Raw genomic sequence first — 17,146 nt, forward strand, 5'->3', positions numbered from 1 at the left:
AATTAATCCGGGAACCTAAATTCAGCCAAGCAGAGATAAATAATAGTGCACCTCCATCTAAAATCTAAAATCTTACACAAGGTTGTGAAAGTGCTCGACTTACGATTGATACACTTCCTTCCAGGGCCAGCCGTCCATTTCCAAAAGGGAAGATAGCAGTCTCCGGCGGTCCTTCAGGGTCTGTTTGAAAGTTAGTTCAACTTCTTCCCTTTTGTTAAGCGGAACCTCCTTCTCCTCCAATTGCCAAAGATCAGGTGTAGGGGCATCTTCCTGGGGTGAAGTGTTCTTCAGGAAACCTTCTTTTACCATTTCCAGATAAGAATCCAGAGCCGTTTGGAGCATCACCATTTTCACTTCACTCCTTTTAACATCCTGCGAAACGGCTTGCTCCAGGAGCTGATATGCCTCATCCAGCAGCACAACGGCGGGCGCAACAGACAACTGTGCTTGGCTGTTATGAAAGTAATGAATTACAGGAAAGGAGTGGTGGTTCACCGTATGCTGCATTAGCATCTGGCATATGTCTGACACATTATCGAAAAAGGAGGAAAAGTCTTTCCCATTCCAACTGTTTGCCAGTATCTGCTGTGGCGTTTTACCCATGCTGTTAATGTAAAGACTGAGCTTGCTCTGCAAGCCTACGGCAGATAACACCTGTACAAAATAGGTGAGGGAAGCAGTTATGAAAGCTAAGCCAGAGAAAGCTGTGACACTCGTAATGATCCGCCACACATCATTTGATGCCTTGTAGTCTCCCACGCCCAATGTGGAAAGTGTAAAGCCGGCGTAGTAGAGCTTCTCCAAAGGGCTGGCACTGGATAAGGTAGTGCTGCTTACAACAGAGTCCGGATCAGAGAGCAGCAGCAGGAACAGTCCTGCCCATAGCCCAAGGACCCAGGTCAGAAGCGTGCAGGTAAGGATAGACGGCCCCGCATACTCAAGCAATTTTGTTTTCCCATTCTTACCCGAGACAAGGAAGAAAATCTTCCATACCGCTTTGGATACCATTTCCGTAATCCGGCCGCCTCCGCTTGAAGAAAAGGTGGTCTTGATGATGTCCATTGCAATTAAGATATAAATAAGAGCTCCCAGGAAGAGATACAGCATGTTCATAAAGCACATAGAATTGTTAGCACGTACTTCTAAACGCAATAACAGGTAGGGAGTTAAACAGCATAGAGGTGACAGACCCTGGCAAAAGCAAGCTTGCAGCCACTGCTAGGGCAGATTTTACCTGTTTTAAAGAACACTTAAGTTAGTACCGCCACTAAAAATATATAATTATAGTTCAAGAATTTATAAAACAGAAGGGGCTTTGAATGGGTATAACCAAGCATATGTTTCAATAAAATCTAGATAACTATGAATAAAGACTTAATAACCGCATTAGCTGAGTGTGCAGCAGCCTGTAACTACTGTGCGGTTTCCTGCCTGCAGGAAGATGATGTGAAAATGATGGAACGCTGCATCCGACTTGACTTGGATTGCGCAGCCATCTGTAAAATGGCACTGGACTATGTATCACGGGATTCTACCTTCTCCAGAGAAGTGCTGGATCTGTGTGCCAGAGTATGTAGAGAGTGTGGTGCAGAGTGTGAGAAGCATTCGCACATGGAGCACTGCCGTATGTGCGCTGAGGCTTGTCGCCGTTGCGAGCAGGCTTGCCAGCAGGCGTAGTTGTTCCTACCTGCTGACCCAATGCAAGACCTAAGAACCACCCTGATTGTTCTATACCTGATAGAGCGGTCAGGGTGGTTTTTGCTTTGCTTGAGCCCAATTACAATGCAGAAAAAGAAGCTTCTGTAAGAAAAGAAGGCAGAGTAAATGATTTTTGAGTACCATTTTTAACCACTTAGTCCATTATGTATGAAAACTAGTTTTATCAGTATCAGGAGCTTTGCTCTTATGGTAGTTGCTGTCTTTGTGTTCAGTAGCTGCGAAAAGGATCAGGATGTTGTAACCCCATTAAGTGCTACTGCAGAGCAAGCTGCGAAGGGTCCTTACTGGGAAGATGACAAAGCCTTTGACAAGGAAATGCAGCAGATCATCAACTCCATGATGAAGATGATGAACCAGATGGAGATGACCTGCGACCCCGACATCGATTTTGCCAACATGATGATCATGCACCACGAGATGGGAATTAAAATGGCAGATCTGGAACTGCAATATGGGCATGAGCCGGAAGCGCTTGCGTTGGCTGAGAAAACGAAGATAGGCAACATGGAAAGCAAAGAAAGATTAGAGGCTTTTTTAGCTGCTCACCCGGGCGCAGAGCCACTCTCAAAAGAAGAGTGCAAGATGTTTATGATGGAGATGCGGGAAGACATGATGGCTATGATGCACTGCATGCGTTCTGTAAAGGATACGCCTGATCCGGATGTTGACTTTGCCCAGCTCATGATCTGTCACCACCAGGGAGCGATAGCCATGTCAGAAACCGAGTTAAAGTGGGGAGACGATGAAATGGCATTAGAAGAGGCCAGATTAATCATTGAAGAGCAGTCGCAGGAAATAATGGAACTGGCAGCTTTCCTGAATGAACACGGTATACCTACCAAACATCATAATATGTAGTAATATGCTTTGTAATATGTAGTAATATGCTTTGTACCGAATGAAGATTTAAAAGCCTGGCTGCTGACACTGTTAGCAGCCAGGCTTCTTGTCTTAATACCTTTTTTCAAAAGTGTAAACTTTGCAGCCTTTTGTTTTTTCCGCACGAAATAAAAGGTAATATTCACTTTACTAAGATCAGTTTTACACCCGTACTATAGGAAGTTTCGGGTTTCTGATATACAGTTCGGGTGCCTCTTGCTAGCCTGCCTTTACACTTCAGTTACGTACACCTGTTCTTATCTGGCAGTGCAGGTTCGTTTCTAAATGATTAAATCCTAAATGATTAAATTTATTTTTACAAACTCTCCTTTCTGCTCTCCGTTTTAGAAAAGACAATTTTTGTTTTATTTAAGAAAGGAGGACAAATGTTTTATCACGTAAAGGAGCTACAGTTTAATGCGCGTGTATCGAAACCTGACCCAGCCTTTGCCAGCCTGCTGCTGGAACAGTTTGGGGGTGCTAACGGAGAGCTGAAAGCCGCGATGCAGTATTTTGTGCAGGCCTTTAGTGTGCGTCAACCCCATCCGGATCAGTATGACATGCTGATGGATATCGCCACAGAGGAATTCAGCCATCTCGAAATTGTCGGGGCTACTATCCAGATGCTGCTGGGGCCGATCAACGGTGAGTTGAAGAACGCGGCCGAGGAGGCTGAGATCATGCAGTTGCTGCAGGGTAAGGCGAAGAAAGAGGATTTCATCCACAACGCCATGGTCAACCCGCAGTTCTTCGTGCTGAGTGGCGGAGGACCTACCCTGACCAATAGCCAAGGGGTGCCGTGGAATGGCTCTTATGTGGATGCCAACGGAGATCCTACCGTTGACCTCCGCTCTAACATAGCAGCTGAGTCCAGAGCCAAGATCGTGTACGAGTACCTGATGCAGTTCACGGATGACCCTTATGTAAAGGAGACCCTCAGTTTTCTGATGACACGTGAGGTGGCGCACTTCCAGATGTTTGAGGCGGCACTGGAAACAATACAGCCAAACTTCCCGCCAGGCGTACTACAGGGCGATCCGCGTTACAGCAACAGCTACTTTAACATGTCGAATGGACCTGATGTGAGAGGGCCCTGGAACGAAGGCAAGAGCCCCGGCCTTGGGGAGACCTGGCTTTACGTGGAAGAGCCCTTCCGGCACGTGGTGGAAACCAACGGCATGATTGACCACAAACCAAATGGTACTGACCGTACAATGAAATCTGTTGATAAAATGGACAAGGCGTTGAGCCAGGAACGAAGCAAGAAAGTCAAAGCGGCAGTACCTCAAGGGGAGAATCAGTGGTGCGAGTACCCTCAGAGTAGCCTGTAAGCAGGAGAAACAATTGAGAATGGTTGAACGAGAAAACAAACGAGATAATAAAAAGGAAGCAGGGTCGGTGGAGATAGAATACTACACCGACCCTCTTTGTTGCTGGAGTTGGGCACTCGAGCCCCAATGGCGGCGTCTGCGCTTTGAGTACAGCGGCAGGGTAAAGTGGCGCTACCGCATGGGCGGGCTTATTCCGAACTGGGAAAGCTTTAATGACCCGATGAACGTAGTTAATCGTCCGCTGCAGATGGGGCCGCTTTGGATGGAAGCAAAGTATGTTTCCGGTATGCCCATAAGGGATAAGATCTGGTACGAAAACCCGCCTGCGTCTTCTTTTCCTGCATGTATTGCTGTTAAGGCTGCCGGGCTGCAGTCACCGGTAGCCTCGGAAGCATACCTGCGTAAAGTGCGTGAAGCTGTAATGCTGCAGGGGCAGAACGTTGGCGAGCGTGATGTTTTGCGGCAGGTGGGACGTAGCTTAGCCGAGGTGCAGCCTGATGTGTTAGACGCAGACGTGTTTGAACGTGACTTGGGAGGAGAAGAGGCGCGCAAGGCTTTTGAGGAAGACCTCAGGCAGGTGCGCTTGCATGGTATTACCCGCTTCCCGGCACTGACCATGCGGCGCGAAGGCGAGGAGAACGGCGTGCTGATCATTGGGTACAGACCTTATGAAGCGCTTCGGACGGCACTTTATAAGGTGGCTCCTGAATTAGAACCAGTGCAGCATACAACTGACGAGTTTGAATACAGGAGGTACTGGGGAAGTATAACGGAGCGCGAACTGGAGGAAGTGCTGAAAGGTACCGTATCCTGAAGCCGAACATAATAGCACAAGGTGGTAACTTTCTCTGCTCTAACATGGTTGTCTGCAGCTGTTTTGTGCAAAAGTGTAAGAAGCAATGAGTTTGGACCTTAGTTCTTATTTGTATGAAAATAATCAAGTTTAAAACTAACATCGAAAGCGAGGAGGCCTTGACAAAGGTGGCTTCTTACCTGGATAAAGAAGAAAGTATAAGCCGCTGGCACGTTGATACGGAAAGTAAAGATACGCTGTTAAGCGTATCCGGTACAGACCTTGATCCCCACAGGATCGAAAATGTGGTGCAGCAAGCAGGATACAAGGCTGAAATCATACGGGTTGTAGGCATCGGTGGCAAGGACTTGTAAAATCGATAGTCGGAATTGTTAGGAGTTTTTTAGACTTGCTTACCATTAGGAGTGCTTACCATTTAAGGCCAAGCAGACACTATCGAATAGTTAGCACGTTCTTCTAAACGCAATAACAAATAAGGAGTTAAAAAGCATAGGGGGGCATATTCAGGTAGTCGGGCAAGTTTAAGCTTGAAATCACTTTCAGGGTAGATGTTGCCTGTTTTAGAGGGACTCAAGCTAGTGCTAAAAGCTAATTTATATAAAAACAACTCATGAATATATAAAACAGAAGGGTGCACGGAAAGGTATAACCAAGCACGCTTTCATGAGACTTATGTAAGCATTAAGTATGGACACAGTGCCTTGATAAAGGCTTAAGCAGTATGTGCAGCAGCTTGTAACTAGTAGGCTGCATCAAGCCGGCCTGCACACGGTATATCCTTCCATATTGGAGAGGTATGTGGTCACTTATGTAGCGTATAGCTCTGAGGCTGTAGTGGATCTATGAATTCCTCTAGGGCACAAGGCATAACAATTAAATAACTTAATTGATGTTTGACGTTTTAATAAGCTCTCAGCCTTCCGCTATAAGCGCACAGGAAAAGGTTAAACTACTTCTCACACCTGTTAACCAGGAGGCCGCCGGTGTTCCCCTTGTACTGGAAGAAGTACATACCAAAGACATTCACCTCATCATAGTATCAGAAGACCTTTCTTTCTTTGCCCACGAGCACCCGGAAAAGGCAGGCAAGGAATACTCTGTTGACTTCATATTTCCCTTTGGGGGCAAATTCCTGCTTTACTGCGATGTAAAGCCCCTGAATACGGCACCGGCTGTTATCCGAAAATCGGTGGAGGTTGCCGGTGACAGCAGGAACGTGCAGCGCTACCAGCAGGATGTGCTCAGTAAAACGGTTGACAATGTGAGCGTTCAACTGGATGTGCGGGAGCTAAATGCCATACGCGTTACTATGAAACAGGGGGAGGCTGCCATAGCAGCCTCTTCATTAGGTGATTTTCTGGGTGCTAAGGCACATGTGGTCATGATCAATGTGGATACAAAAGAATACCTGCATGTCCATCCCATGGTGCACGAGGATGTGCTGGTGCTGCACTCCGCTTTTACAGCCAGTGGGCTATACCGGGTGTGGATTCAATTCCTGCTGAACGGGCTACTATATACCCTGGACTATGTCGTGCAAGTAGCTGAGCTTCCGAGCCAAGGACATCATGGGCACCATCACTAAAAGCAGCACACCGCAATATTACCAATGGAAGTTAATAAAGAGCGTGTAGATATACCAATTGCTGTCACTCTTCGTGATAAAATGAAGATTGTCCTGCTCCTTGCTTTTCCAGCAGTAGTAGAGAACTTCTTTCAGACATTTATTGGCTTTGTGGATGTCTATTTTGTCTCAAAGATAGGCTTAGCCGAAGTTTCTGCCATAGGGGCCACCAACGCCATACTGGCTATCTATTTTGCCGTCTTTATGGCTATCGGGGTGGCAGCAAACGTAAGGGTGGCAAATGCCCTGGGAGCGAAACAGGTAGAAAGGGCTCGGCATATAGCGCAGCAGGCCATCATACTCTCCATCCTTTTCGGCATTCTGACAGGTATCGTAACATTGTTTTTTGCACGCCCCCTGCTCACGCTCATGGGGCTGGAAGAGCAGGTGCTGGATATTGGAGAGAACTATTTCCGGGTTGTGGGTATTCCTTCCGTGTTCATGTCGCTCATGTTTGCGCTTAGTGCCAATTTACGGGGCTCGGGTAACACACGGGCACCCATGAAAGTCAGCATTCTCATCAACATCTTCCATGCGCTCTTGGGGTATGCTCTTATTTTTGGTTTCTGGATTTTTCCTGAAATGGGAGTGACAGGTGCTGCTTTGGCTACAGTTGCTTCCCGTGTACTTGGGACCTTACTGCTGGTCTACTACATCCAGCGGTCGGAGGTGCTGGCCTTCCGGAAGGACTTCTGGTCGGTAGACTGGGGCCATCAGAAGGAGCTTGCTACATTAGGCAGCCCTGCGGCCGGGGAGGTGCTCATCATGCGGGCAGGGCAGATCGTCTACTTCGGGTTCATCGTTTCGCTGGGAACCAACGTCTTCGCCGCCCATCAGATTGCCGGTAATGTGGAGGTAATCTCCTATATGGCAGGTTATGGCTTTGCCACAGCAGTTACTATACTGGCAGGACAGCAGATAGGTGCAGGAAGAATAGAGGAGGCGATTTCCTTCACAAAAATAGGGGCCTGGATGGCTGTAGGCATCATGGGTGTGCTGGGCTTACTGCTCTTTTTCCTGGGAGAGTGGGCTGGCAGTCTGTTCTCCGAAGACCCGGAGGTAATCTCTAAGATAGGGGACGCCCTGAAGGTTTCGGGTGCGTTTCAGCCTTTCCTGGCAGCCCTTTTAACGCTTACAGGCGCGTACCAAGCCGCTAATAATACGAAGTTCCCCATGTACCTGACGGCGGCTGGTATGTGGGCCATCCGCACCGTTCTGGTCTACTATCTTGGAATCACCCTGGGCTGGGGCCTTATTGGTGTCTGGATCGCCATTGGTATTGACATTGTGACCCGTGCAGGGGTCTTGGCCTATAAGTTTGCTAAGGGTACATGGATGAATCTGGAAAAGGAAGCAGAGGTGGAGTCACAATGTCACCCGCAGTCCATTAAAGAGACCATGTCTGACTGCGTTAACAATTACTAAATATGTACTAAATGACAATGCCACCGGGATATGTTAGCAAGAAGAAACTCAGCTAAATCTGTTGGTCAGCCACCACCAATTATCCAGGTACTAAAAGAGGCTAATCCAACCTATGAAGCTGTTTCATGTAAACAGAGATATAAATTAGCAGCACTAGCTTAGAAGTGGATAAAAGACCTTTAAGCATTGCGTGTCGCAGGTATAGTATAGAACGCTTTAATTACCTTACCAGCTTAAAATGTATAAACTTTTGATACTAGTATTATTGCTCGGGACTGGGCAGTATACTTTCGCACAGCACGAACAGCATAAGCCAACCCAGCAACAGCAGACTGAGATCTACACCTGCCCGATGCACCCCGAAGTGCAAACCTCAAAACCCGGTACATGCCCCAAGTGCGGTATGACGCTGGTAAAGAAAAAGCCACAAGCCCCTGCAAAACAACAGCAGCAACAGGCTCCACAAAAAAAAGCTGTTAAAGCCAAGCCTGCTGCCCCAGCAAAGCAACGTGTACAGCAGAAACAAGCACAGCCTGCTCAGAAACAAGCTCAACCTGCTCATCAACATGCACAGCCGACACAGCAAAAGCCAGTCACACCTGTACAGAACCCGGAGGAAAAAGAGAAGCCCATCCACAAAGCAGGACACAAGCCAGAAAGCCCGGGACAGACCTATACTCCTCGCACCGTTCGGTATGACCTGTATGTACGGGATACCTTGGTCAACTTCACAGGAAAAACCAGAAGAGCCGTGGCTATAAACGGGAGCATTCCGGCACCTGCCTTAACCTTTACCCAGGGTGATACAGCCGAGATCTATGTGCATAATGAGATGGATGTGGAAACTTCTATCCATTGGCACGGCGTGTTTTTGCCCAACCGGTTCGATGGTGTTCCCTGGCTTACCCAGCAGCCGATCAAGCCCCATTCCACTTACCTCTACAAATTCCCGATCATCCAGAATGGTACTTACTGGTATCACAGCCACAGCGCCTTTCAGGAACAAAGCGGCATGTACGGTGCCCTGATCTTTAACAAGGTGAATGAACCGGATATGCCGGCTATACCGATCGTGCTTAGCGACTGGACCGATATGAACCCCAAAGAGGTATACCGTTCCTTGCGGAGCGCCAACGACTGGTTTGCGATCCGGAAAGGTGCTACCCAAGGCTATGCAGAGGCTATAAAGAAAGGCTACTTTGGCACCAAACTTAAAAATGAGTGGAAGCGGATGACGGCAATGGATGTGAGCGATGTGGCCTATGAGAAGTTTTTAACCAATGGGCAGGATATTGCAGAGCAAACCCATTTCACGGCAGGGGATGTAGTCAAACTCAGAGTAGTGAATGGCGGTGCTTCCACCTACTTCTGGCTGACCTACTCTGGTAGTAAGATTACGGTGGTGGGCAACGATGGCAACGATGTGGAGCCAGTGGAGGTGGATCGCCTGATCATTGCGCCTGCCGAAACCTACGATTTGCTGGTCACCATACCCGAGAGCATGCAGTACGAATTCCTGGCTACTGCCGAAGACCGCTCCAATACCACTTCGCTGTGGCTGGGCAGGGGCATGAAAATGAAGGCACAGCGTCTAGGCAAGCTGAACTACTTTGAAGGCATGAAGATGATGAACGACATGATGAAGATGAACGGGGACATGGAGCCGATGGGCATGGAAATGAGCAACCAGCAGATGGATATGAACCGCGTGATGTACCCGGAATCAGCAGCCCAGGACCACAGCATGCACGGAGAAGGGGCGACAAAACCTGCTGCTGATACAAGCATGCAGATGAAGCAGCAGGTTGACACCACCGCACACCAGGGCCATGATATGAAAGGATACGATATGCAGAACATGAACATGAGTGGCAGCAAGGACGAGATGGTCACCCTGAACTATGGCATGTTGCGCGCTCCTGAAGAAACAACCCTGAAGCCCGGCCCGGAGAAAGTATTGCGCTTTGAGCTTACCGGCAACATGAACCGCTATGTATGGACGATGGACAACAAGACGGTGTCAGAGTCGGACAGGATCCTGATCAAAAAAGGGGAGAATGTGAAGATCATCATGTTCAACAACTCCATGATGCGCCACCCCATGCACCTGCACGGGCACGATTTCCGGGTACTGAACAAACACGGAAAACATGCACCTCTAAAAAATGTACTGGACATACTTCCGATGGAGACAGACACGATTGAGTTTGCAGCTTCGGAGAGTGGTGACTGGTTTTTCCACTGCCACATACTCTACCACATGATTGCCGGCATGGGCCGTGTATTCACCTACCAAAACTCACCACCCAATCCTGAGATTCCGGATCCTGAGCGGGCCCAAAAGATGTTTAACCGCGAAGACAAGATTTTTCTGCCTTCAGCGATGGTAGGGCTGGAGAGCAATGGCAGCGACGGAGAGTTTGTACTTGGTAGCTCCCGGTACCAGATCTCCACTGAATGGAGGATTGGTTTTAAGAAGGAGTATGGTATTGAAAGCGAGACCTACTTTGGCCGTTATTTTGGAAAAATGCAATGGCTCTTTCCCTTCGTCGGCTTTGACTATCACTACAATAGTATAGAGAATGAGCCCGAGGAAAACATGTTCGGGCAGCTAAGCAACCAAGATAACCGGAAGGTGGCCGTGGCCGGGGTGCAGTATACCTTGCCTATGCTGATCGTGTCAGAAGCGAGGATAGACTCCAAGGGTAAGCTGCGGTTCCAGTTGCGGCGCGAAGATGTCCCACTAACAAGCCGCCTGCGCCTGAACCTGATGGGGAACACCGATAAAGAATACATGGCCGGCCTGCGATACATTGTAACCAAGTATATATCCCTATCAACGCATTACGACAGCGACATGAAGTATGGCGCTGGGCTTACATTTATTTATTAGGCTGTGTTAGCACAGGAAACAAATGTGCGTTTCTATTCTGGTTCGACATCTAAGGTATAATTAAAACGCTCTGTGGACCACTGCTCCTGGATCTTAATCATTTCAACAGTACTAACCTTTGTACTATCACAGCCAGGCTTTTTTACCTGAATGCTAGTATCATCAGGTGCATAAAATTTGTAGCTTTAAAGATTCATTCAGAACAAGAATTAAAATCGCTCTATACCTTAAAGCCACCTATACCGCTAAACAGCATGAACAGAAATCTTACAAAAACCCTTTATGCCCTTATACTTTGTGGCGCACTTACTTACTGCAACCAGCCAGCGCAGGAGCAGGAAGCTCCTGCCGAGCAGGAACAGGAGGCAGTACATGCCGAACATACGCCGAAAGTGAGCGAGGGAGCAGTCGTGATACAGGACCAGCCAGCGGCGGACACGCTGAAAGGCAGCCTGAAAGCAGAGGTGCACGGGCAGATCGGGAACGCACACATTATGATCAACTACCATTCTCCTGCTGTGCGCGGACGTACTATCTGGGGTGGTCTGGTAGCGTATGATCAGGTATGGGTGACAGGTGCGCACTCTGCCACCAGCCTGACCACGGATAAAGACATTACCATAGGAGGGAAGACATTACCGGCAGGAAAGTATGCCCTGTTCACCATTCCGGGTAAGGACGAGTGGACGGTGATCATCAACAAAAACTGGGAACAGCACTTGGCCGATGACTATTCCGAAGCAGAGGATGTGCTGCGGATCAAAGTAAAGCCGGAAGCAACAGCACAGCCACAGGAGCGTCTGCGCTACCAGATTGTATCGGAGACTGACGAAGAAGGGGCCATCGTCATCACCTGGGATAAGCTAAAAGTAAGCATTCCGGTTGCTGTATAAACAAAAAAGAAAGTCATCTCAAAAAGCCGCTCTGACGACTGTCAGAGCGGCTTTTTGACTTTTAATAATAACCAAAATACATAAATACCTGTATTTCTATACTACTAAAAGCCGCCCTTTCAGCGAGCATTAGCTTCGAGTACTAAACTAAAAACCAATAAAATGGAAAAAGGAAATTATAAGAAATTCTTCCTCATGCTGGGTGTCTCATTTGTCATCATGTACGGGGTAATGTTTCTGAATGCAGACAAGTTCGACCATGTATACCTGAACCTGAACCGCCTTTATATGGCCTTGCTCATGATAGCTCCCATGGCGCTTGTCATGCTGGGGTTTATGTCCTCTATGTACAAAGATAAAAAGCTGAATGGCATCATAGTAGGGGTAAGCCTGGCCGTAATGGCAGGAACCTTTCTACTGCTCAGAAGTCAATCGCTGGTAGGTGACAAGCAGTTCCTGAAGTCTATGATCCCGCATCATTCCTCTGCCATTCTGGTCAGTCAGGAATCCAATATAAAAGACCCGGAAGTGAAGAAACTAACGGAGCAAATCATCGAGTCGCAGGAAAAGGAAATTGCTGAAATGAAGGCGATCCTGAAGAGAATGGAGTAGGTACTTTGCTCACTTTTTCTGCTGGTTTTGTGAGCCATCTCTTTCATTTTCTTGTCTACGCTATTGGCTAGTTATTCATCGGCCATCCGGACTGCTCCTTGAAAGGGGTGGGCTCACATACTGCATGTGCTGATGCAGAAGGCCTATCAGTTCTATCTTATTCTTATCCTACAAAATAATCAGTATTTTAATTGCCGGCGCAGCAACTGCGCATTGATCGCCACGATTACCGTACTCAGGCTCATCAGGGCGGCGCCCACGGCAGGCGATATCATGATGCCTTGGTTATAAAGTACACCAGCCGCCAGGGGTAGTGCGATGACGTTATAACCTGTGGCCCAGATCAGGTTCTGGATCATTTTGCGGTAAGTGGCTTTGCCAAACAGGATAAGCGAGGCGATGTCCTGCGGGTTGCTGTTGACCAGAATAATGTCGGCTGTTTCGGCGGCTACGTCAGTGCCGGAGCCCACGGCTATACCTACATCGGCCTGGGCCAGCGCGGGGGCGTCGTTCACACCGTCGCCGGTCATGGCCACAAACTCGCCCTGGTTTTGCAGTTCTTTCACTTTCTCCTGTTTCTGGTGCGGCAGCACATTGGCCAGGTAACCATCCATTTGCAGTTTGTCGCTCACGCTTTTGGCTACCCGTTCGTTATCACCGGTGAGCAGCAGGTTCTTGATGCCGTTCGCCTTCAGCACGCTTATGGCCTCTGCCGACTCTTCCCGTATCTGGTCGCGCATGGTGATGTACCCGACGGGCTTTCCTGCTACCAGCGTATAGACCACTGTTTCCACGCCTTCCTCTGCCTCGCTGGAAGGCACTTCAATGTTAAATTCCTTGATATAATTGGGACCCACCACCTTTACATCCTTGCCCTCTACCATACCTTCCAGTCCTTTGCCGGGCAGGTAGTTGAAAGACTGGGAGGGAGGCACCGCTATACCTTCGGCCTTCACTTTCCGGAGGATGCTCTGCGCGATGAAGTGCTCGGAGTTCTGCTCCACACCGGCTGCCAAACGCAGCATTTCCCGCTCGTCCAGAGCCTTGTCAAAGGTCACGACAGCGGCTATTTCATGCGAGCCTTGTGTAAGGGTGCCGGTCTTGTCGAAGATGATGGTAGTGATGAGGCGGGAGTTTTCGAAAGCGGTGCGGTTGCGGATAAGCAGGCCGTTATTGGCGGAAACAGCGGTGGAGATCGCCACCACCAGCGGCACGGCCAGTCCCAATGCGTGCGGACAGGAAATCACCATAACCGTCACCATGCGCTCTAGGGCAAAGGCAAATTCCTGCCCCAGTAGGAGCCAGACGGCAAGCGTGCCAAAGCCGGCGAAAAGGGCAATGTAGGTGAGCCACTTGGCGGCACGGTCTGCCAGACGCTGCGTTTCTGATTTCGTCTTCTGGGCATCCTGCACCAGTTTGATCACCTTGTTGAGGTAACTCTCTTTGCCGGTAAACTCCACCCGCACCCGCAGTGCGCCATTGCCGTTGATAGAGCCTCCGATCACTTTGTCATCTTTGTTCTTTTTAACCGGTTTGCTCTCACCGGTGAGCATGCTTTCGTTCAGGTGACTCTCACCCTCTTCCACCACGCCATCGGCGGGGACTTTCTCGCCAGGCTTCACCAGAATTAAGTCGCCCTTCTGCAGGTCCTCGATTCGCACGCGCACCGTTTCCCCATCCTTGATCAGCATCGCCTCGGCGGGCATCATGCTTACTAGCAGTTCCAATGCCTTGGAAGCGCCCAGCACCGACTTCATTTCGATCCAGTGCCCGAGCAGCATGATCACAATCAGGGTGGCCAGCTCCCAGAAAAAGTCCATTCCTTCTAGCCCGAACACGATGGCAGTGCTGTAGAGGTAGGCTACGGTGATGGCCACCCCGATCAACGTCATCATACCCGGTGCGCCTTTCTTCACCTCCTCAACCAGACCCGTCAGGAAAGGCCAGCCACCATAAAAGTAGATGATGGAGGAAAGCACAAAAGCAATGTACATGCCGTAGGGCACATCCAGCGTAAAGCCCAGAATGTGCTGCACCATGGGGCTCAGGATGATGACAGGTACAGACAGCGCGAGCGAAAACCAGAAGCGCTTTTTGAAGTCCACGATCATCATGCGGTGATGGTCGTGGCCGTGCTCGCCGTGGCCGCTGTGGTCATGCCCGTCGTGCGGCGGGTGGCCGCCGGTGTCTTCGTGCATGGCGTGCTCGTGGCCGTGCAGCATTTTTTTCCCCAAGTGTTCTTTGGCTGCTTCTACGTGATTTTCAGCTTGTTTTTTGGGCCCATGGTGATGATGGTGATGCTCAGGATTGTTCTTCATAACTATCTGATCTGATGTTTAGTACTCTCGCCTTAATTTGCGGGCCAAATCAGGCGTAACAGCATCAGCATATACGCCATATGCATCCACCAAAACTCCCTTCACTCCTTTATCAGAGGAAACAGCATACACGACAGAATTATCATCCGGATTGCTGGCACCTTCAAACCGGTAAACTTCATCAATCTCAAATTCTTCAGGTTTTAACTCCAGGTGTAGCTGCGGGCATTCCAGACAGGTGGGCTGCAAATTAAAGTCTACTGCGTAGCCGCGCTCCCGTAAGTTGTTCAGCGTCTCGACCATCGTATCATACTTGTACTGTTTCATCTATTTAGCTTTAGTAAATATAATGATTTTGTTTGATTCTTTCTTGAAAATTAGTAAATGGAAAAGGCGCAGCTAGGGTGACTGCGCCTTCGGACTTAATGGTGGTGACCAGTCTCCAGGTATTTGCCTTGTGGGCCGACACCCTCTATATGTACGAGCTGAGCGCCATAATGTCCGGCCATGGCCACACAGTAGGCAGCACTGGTAAGAACAAGGGCAACAACCAGCACGCTCCAACGCTTCCCTTTAAACAAGAACTGATTTAACAATTGGGCTATCAGGCCTATTCCTCCTAGGTAGATGGTCCAGTCAGCGTAGAAGTCATGCTGTTCAAGCACCAGCTTGGCATGCGCTGTAAGGCCAGTTGTATGCGGGTGGTCGATTTCAGTTACATAGTAGGCCGTACTAAAGCTGATCAGAGTGGCTACGGTGGTGATCCAATCGAGCTCCTTGCGCAGAAACAGGATGTTGCACAGCTGGACGGCAGCAGCCACTAAAAGCAGCACGATGGGGAAATGCACGATCAAAGGGTGCTTATTTGGAAAATCATCCGGCCTGGCGTGGGCGGAAGCGGGGTCCTGCACGTGGGCTGCGTGCTCTTCGGGTGCTATCTGCTGCGGCGTAAGGGTATCTGGCACCTGCGAAATAGCCTCTGTCCGGGCGGTGCTGCCATGTTTCTCGCCTCCATGTGCGTAAAGCGGGGCTGTATGCATCAGACACAAAAGCAGGATGAATAGCATTGATAAAAGGGTATTTTTCATGATTTGTAAAAATTTAGCATTTATTGGGGTGTGATTAAACAGGATGTAAACTCTGGAAAGTACCTGTCCATGAGAGCTGGCAACACACCAGCTCGTAATATGCTAGCAAAGCGCTGCTGTCAGCCAGGCATTAGAAGCAAGGCAGCACATTAGGCTACACTTCCAGTACTATGCCGGCCCTCGGGCAGCTTTTTAATTTATAAAGCTGTAATCTCTTTGTCCATGGGTACGCATATGTCAATACAGGTTATCAATGGGTTGACGATCCGCTCCGCCCTGCTTCTTGTATATACTGGGGCTTATGCCGGTTACCTCTTTGAACTGCCCAGACAGGTGTTGCAGGCTTCTATAGCCTAACTTGGCCGCAATGGTACCAAGAGGGAGCTCTCCATAGGTTAGCAGTTCTTTAATGCGTTCCACCTTCTGCAGTATGATGTATCTGTTCAGGGCAATTCCCTCAGATGCTTTAAAGGCCGTACTGATTGTAGCGTAATCCTTCCCAAGCTCCATGGCCAGGTGCGTGGACAGATTTGTAGATAGGGTGGCAAGCCTGTCTGCAGAGATCAGGTCAATAACAATTACCTTGATGCTTTCCACAAGCTTTTCTCGCTTGCTGTGAAGCAGTTCAAACCCTTTGCTAACCAGTGCCGCTTCTATAGCGGTTTCATCCAACCGGTCACTCTGCTCGATTAGGGCCGTGCCAAGCTTTACTTCCAGTACATGCAGGCCGAGGTTTTCAAGTTCCTGGCGCACTACCATGATGCAGCGGGGACACACCATGTTTTTAATGTGTAGCACCTTGAGGTGCCGACTCTCTTCACTCATTTTCACGAATTGAATATGAAGCGAAATCCTTGCTTCACTTGTTGGACAAACTAACTTAACACGACGCTAAAAGCCTTTCTGCATACCAGGAATTTGGTATAGGGCAGGGGACAGAAGGTCGTCTGCATCGGTGCTTGAAAGCATAGGCTTTCAAGCACCGATGCAGAACAAGTACAGTTTGTGCATCAAATAATAAGAGAGTGCAGGAATACCCTGATATCGGGTATTTTAGGTACAGGGGCATCGGGGGGAGTATACGTTACATCTGTAATATGGCTCTTGTACAGGAAACCCAGCACTGCCTGATAGAAGGTGTCTATGAAGGCAATAGGTGCTTTTACAAGCTGGGAAAGCTCCACGGATGGGGAGGCTTTGAGAAAAGGAGCGTACTCTTGTTCTACGCAACAGCCAGTGTCTTCCGTTGACGAAGCAGGATGCTCACCGCTTTGGTGTGCACTCCTGTCACCGTGATGCGCGGATGTAGGGGTTCCATGTCCAGGAGAGTGACTGTGTTCTCCATGCCCCATGCTATGGTGGTGTGCTGTAGAAGCGACAGGTTGAAGCCGCTGTACCAGGTGCGGCAGGTTGCAAGCCAGCTGAACAAGGTACAAGTGTACGAAGACCGTTAGGAGAAACAGTCCCGTAAAACTTATATTCTTGTTATGCCTGGTTCTTTTCATGAAGCAAAGCTGCAATCGGACAGGGTACTGCCCGATGCGCATGAT

At 49.0% G+C, this 17,146-nt stretch carries 16 protein-coding genes; 10 read left to right on the forward strand and 6 right to left on the reverse strand.

What is annotated here, in order from left to right; translation table 11 throughout:
* Positions 1-99: 99 nt before the first annotated feature.
* Positions 100-1,113 (reverse strand): potassium channel family protein, encoded by a 1,014-nt coding sequence (locus IEV97_RS11760; protein ID WP_229733914.1) that lies wholly within the window; start codon positions 1,111-1,113, stop codon positions 100-102.
* Between the two features lie 249 nt (positions 1,114-1,362).
* Here IEV97_RS11760 and IEV97_RS20295 point away from each other — a divergent pair, with 249 nt between their 5' ends.
* From IEV97_RS20295 to IEV97_RS11805, 10 genes are all read left to right on the forward strand, one after another.
* Positions 1,363-1,677, forward strand: a complete 315-nt coding sequence (locus tag IEV97_RS20295; protein ID WP_108213632.1) for a four-helix bundle copper-binding protein — start codon at positions 1,363-1,365, stop codon at positions 1,675-1,677.
* 228 nt (positions 1,678-1,905) lie between these two features.
* Positions 1,906-2,577, forward strand: coding sequence for a DUF305 domain-containing protein (locus IEV97_RS11765; protein ID WP_188501693.1), 672 nt, complete (start codon positions 1,906-1,908; stop codon positions 2,575-2,577).
* Between the two features lie 407 nt (positions 2,578-2,984).
* Positions 2,985-3,929, forward strand: coding sequence for a manganese catalase family protein (locus IEV97_RS11770; RefSeq protein WP_137761700.1), 945 nt, complete (start codon positions 2,985-2,987; stop codon positions 3,927-3,929).
* Between the two features lie 19 nt (positions 3,930-3,948).
* Entirely contained in the window at positions 3,949-4,743 is a 795-nt protein-coding gene (locus IEV97_RS11775) for a DsbA family oxidoreductase (protein WP_137761701.1), read from the forward strand.
* 113 nt (positions 4,744-4,856) lie between these two features.
* Positions 4,857-5,096 carry a copper chaperone gene (locus tag IEV97_RS11780; RefSeq protein ID WP_188501694.1) on the forward strand — a complete coding sequence of 80 codons (240 nt, stop codon included), beginning with the start codon at positions 4,857-4,859 and terminating at the stop codon, positions 5,094-5,096.
* 536 nt (positions 5,097-5,632) lie between these two features.
* The gene (locus tag IEV97_RS11785; RefSeq protein ID WP_137761703.1) at positions 5,633-6,328 is read left to right on the forward strand and encodes a DUF8832 domain-containing protein; all 696 of its coding nucleotides are present in this window, start codon (positions 5,633-5,635) and stop codon (positions 6,326-6,328) included.
* 24 nt (positions 6,329-6,352) lie between these two features.
* Positions 6,353-7,792, forward strand: coding sequence for an MATE family efflux transporter (locus IEV97_RS11790; protein WP_188501695.1), 1,440 nt, complete (start codon positions 6,353-6,355; stop codon positions 7,790-7,792).
* A 250-nt stretch (positions 7,793-8,042) separates the two neighbouring features.
* Positions 8,043-10,685, forward strand: a complete 2,643-nt coding sequence (locus IEV97_RS11795) for a multicopper oxidase domain-containing protein (RefSeq protein ID WP_229733915.1) — start codon at positions 8,043-8,045, stop codon at positions 10,683-10,685.
* A 254-nt stretch (positions 10,686-10,939) separates the two neighbouring features.
* Complete coding sequence (locus IEV97_RS11800; RefSeq protein ID WP_188501696.1) at positions 10,940-11,578, forward strand: DUF2911 domain-containing protein; 639 nt, start codon at positions 10,940-10,942, stop codon at positions 11,576-11,578.
* Positions 11,579-11,740: 162 nt separating this feature from the next.
* On the forward strand, positions 11,741-12,190 hold the full coding sequence (locus IEV97_RS11805) for a DUF305 domain-containing protein (RefSeq protein ID WP_188501697.1): 450 nt from the start codon (positions 11,741-11,743) through the stop codon (positions 12,188-12,190).
* A 179-nt stretch (positions 12,191-12,369) separates the two neighbouring features.
* Here IEV97_RS11805 and IEV97_RS11810 read toward each other — a convergent pair whose 3' ends face one another.
* The 5 genes from IEV97_RS11810 to IEV97_RS11830 form a co-directional block, all read right to left on the reverse strand.
* Positions 12,370-14,508: a copper-translocating P-type ATPase gene (locus tag IEV97_RS11810; RefSeq protein ID WP_188501698.1), complete on the reverse strand. Its 2,139-nt coding sequence runs from the start codon at positions 14,506-14,508 to the stop codon at positions 12,370-12,372.
* Positions 14,509-14,526: 18 nt separating this feature from the next.
* Positions 14,527-14,835 (reverse strand): phosphoribosylpyrophosphate synthetase, encoded by a 309-nt coding sequence (locus IEV97_RS11815; protein ID WP_168194102.1) that lies wholly within the window; start codon positions 14,833-14,835, stop codon positions 14,527-14,529.
* Between the two features lie 95 nt (positions 14,836-14,930).
* The gene (locus IEV97_RS11820; RefSeq protein ID WP_137761623.1) at positions 14,931-15,596 is read right to left on the reverse strand and encodes a DUF2231 domain-containing protein; all 666 of its coding nucleotides are present in this window, start codon (positions 15,594-15,596) and stop codon (positions 14,931-14,933) included.
* Between the two features lie 237 nt (positions 15,597-15,833).
* Positions 15,834-16,421: a helix-turn-helix domain-containing protein gene (locus IEV97_RS11825; RefSeq protein WP_188501699.1), complete on the reverse strand. Its 588-nt coding sequence runs from the start codon at positions 16,419-16,421 to the stop codon at positions 15,834-15,836.
* Between the two features lie 397 nt (positions 16,422-16,818).
* Positions 16,819-17,025: a hypothetical protein gene (locus IEV97_RS11830; protein ID WP_188501700.1), complete on the reverse strand. Its 207-nt coding sequence runs from the start codon at positions 17,023-17,025 to the stop codon at positions 16,819-16,821.
* Positions 17,026-17,146 lie beyond the last annotated feature (121 nt).

Source organism: Pontibacter amylolyticus, from assembly GCF_014638845.1.
Lineage (GTDB): Bacteria > Bacteroidota > Bacteroidia > Cytophagales > Hymenobacteraceae > Pontibacter > Pontibacter amylolyticus.

Excerpts from the sequence above, each read along its gene's own strand:
- IEV97_RS11785 (WP_137761703.1), top strand. The coding sequence starts at position 5,633 with ATGTTTGACGTTTTAATAAGCTCTCAGCCTTCCGCTATAAGCGCACAG.
- IEV97_RS11800 (WP_188501696.1), top strand. The coding sequence starts at position 10,940 with ATGAACAGAAATCTTACAAAAACCCTTTATGCCCTTATACTTTGTGGC.
- IEV97_RS11810 (WP_188501698.1), bottom strand. The coding sequence starts at position 14,508 with ATGAAGAACAATCCTGAGCATCACCATCATCACCATGGGCCCAAAAAA.
- IEV97_RS11765 (WP_188501693.1), top strand. The coding sequence starts at position 1,906 with ATGGTAGTTGCTGTCTTTGTGTTCAGTAGCTGCGAAAAGGATCAGGAT.
- IEV97_RS11820 (WP_137761623.1), bottom strand. The coding sequence starts at position 15,596 with ATGAAAAATACCCTTTTATCAATGCTATTCATCCTGCTTTTGTGTCTG.
- IEV97_RS11790 (WP_188501695.1), top strand. The coding sequence starts at position 6,353 with ATGGAAGTTAATAAAGAGCGTGTAGATATACCAATTGCTGTCACTCTT.
- IEV97_RS11780 (WP_188501694.1), top strand. The coding sequence starts at position 4,857 with ATGAAAATAATCAAGTTTAAAACTAACATCGAAAGCGAGGAGGCCTTG.
- IEV97_RS11815 (WP_168194102.1), bottom strand. The coding sequence starts at position 14,835 with ATGAAACAGTACAAGTATGATACGATGGTCGAGACGCTGAACAACTTA.
- IEV97_RS11760 (WP_229733914.1), bottom strand. The coding sequence starts at position 1,113 with ATGAACATGCTGTATCTCTTCCTGGGAGCTCTTATTTATATCTTAATT.
- IEV97_RS20295 (WP_108213632.1), top strand. The coding sequence starts at position 1,363 with ATGAATAAAGACTTAATAACCGCATTAGCTGAGTGTGCAGCAGCCTGT.
- IEV97_RS11825 (WP_188501699.1), bottom strand. The coding sequence starts at position 16,421 with ATGAGTGAAGAGAGTCGGCACCTCAAGGTGCTACACATTAAAAACATG.
- IEV97_RS11775 (WP_137761701.1), top strand. The coding sequence starts at position 3,949 with ATGGTTGAACGAGAAAACAAACGAGATAATAAAAAGGAAGCAGGGTCG.
- IEV97_RS11805 (WP_188501697.1), top strand. The coding sequence starts at position 11,741 with ATGGAAAAAGGAAATTATAAGAAATTCTTCCTCATGCTGGGTGTCTCA.
- IEV97_RS11770 (WP_137761700.1), top strand. The coding sequence starts at position 2,985 with ATGTTTTATCACGTAAAGGAGCTACAGTTTAATGCGCGTGTATCGAAA.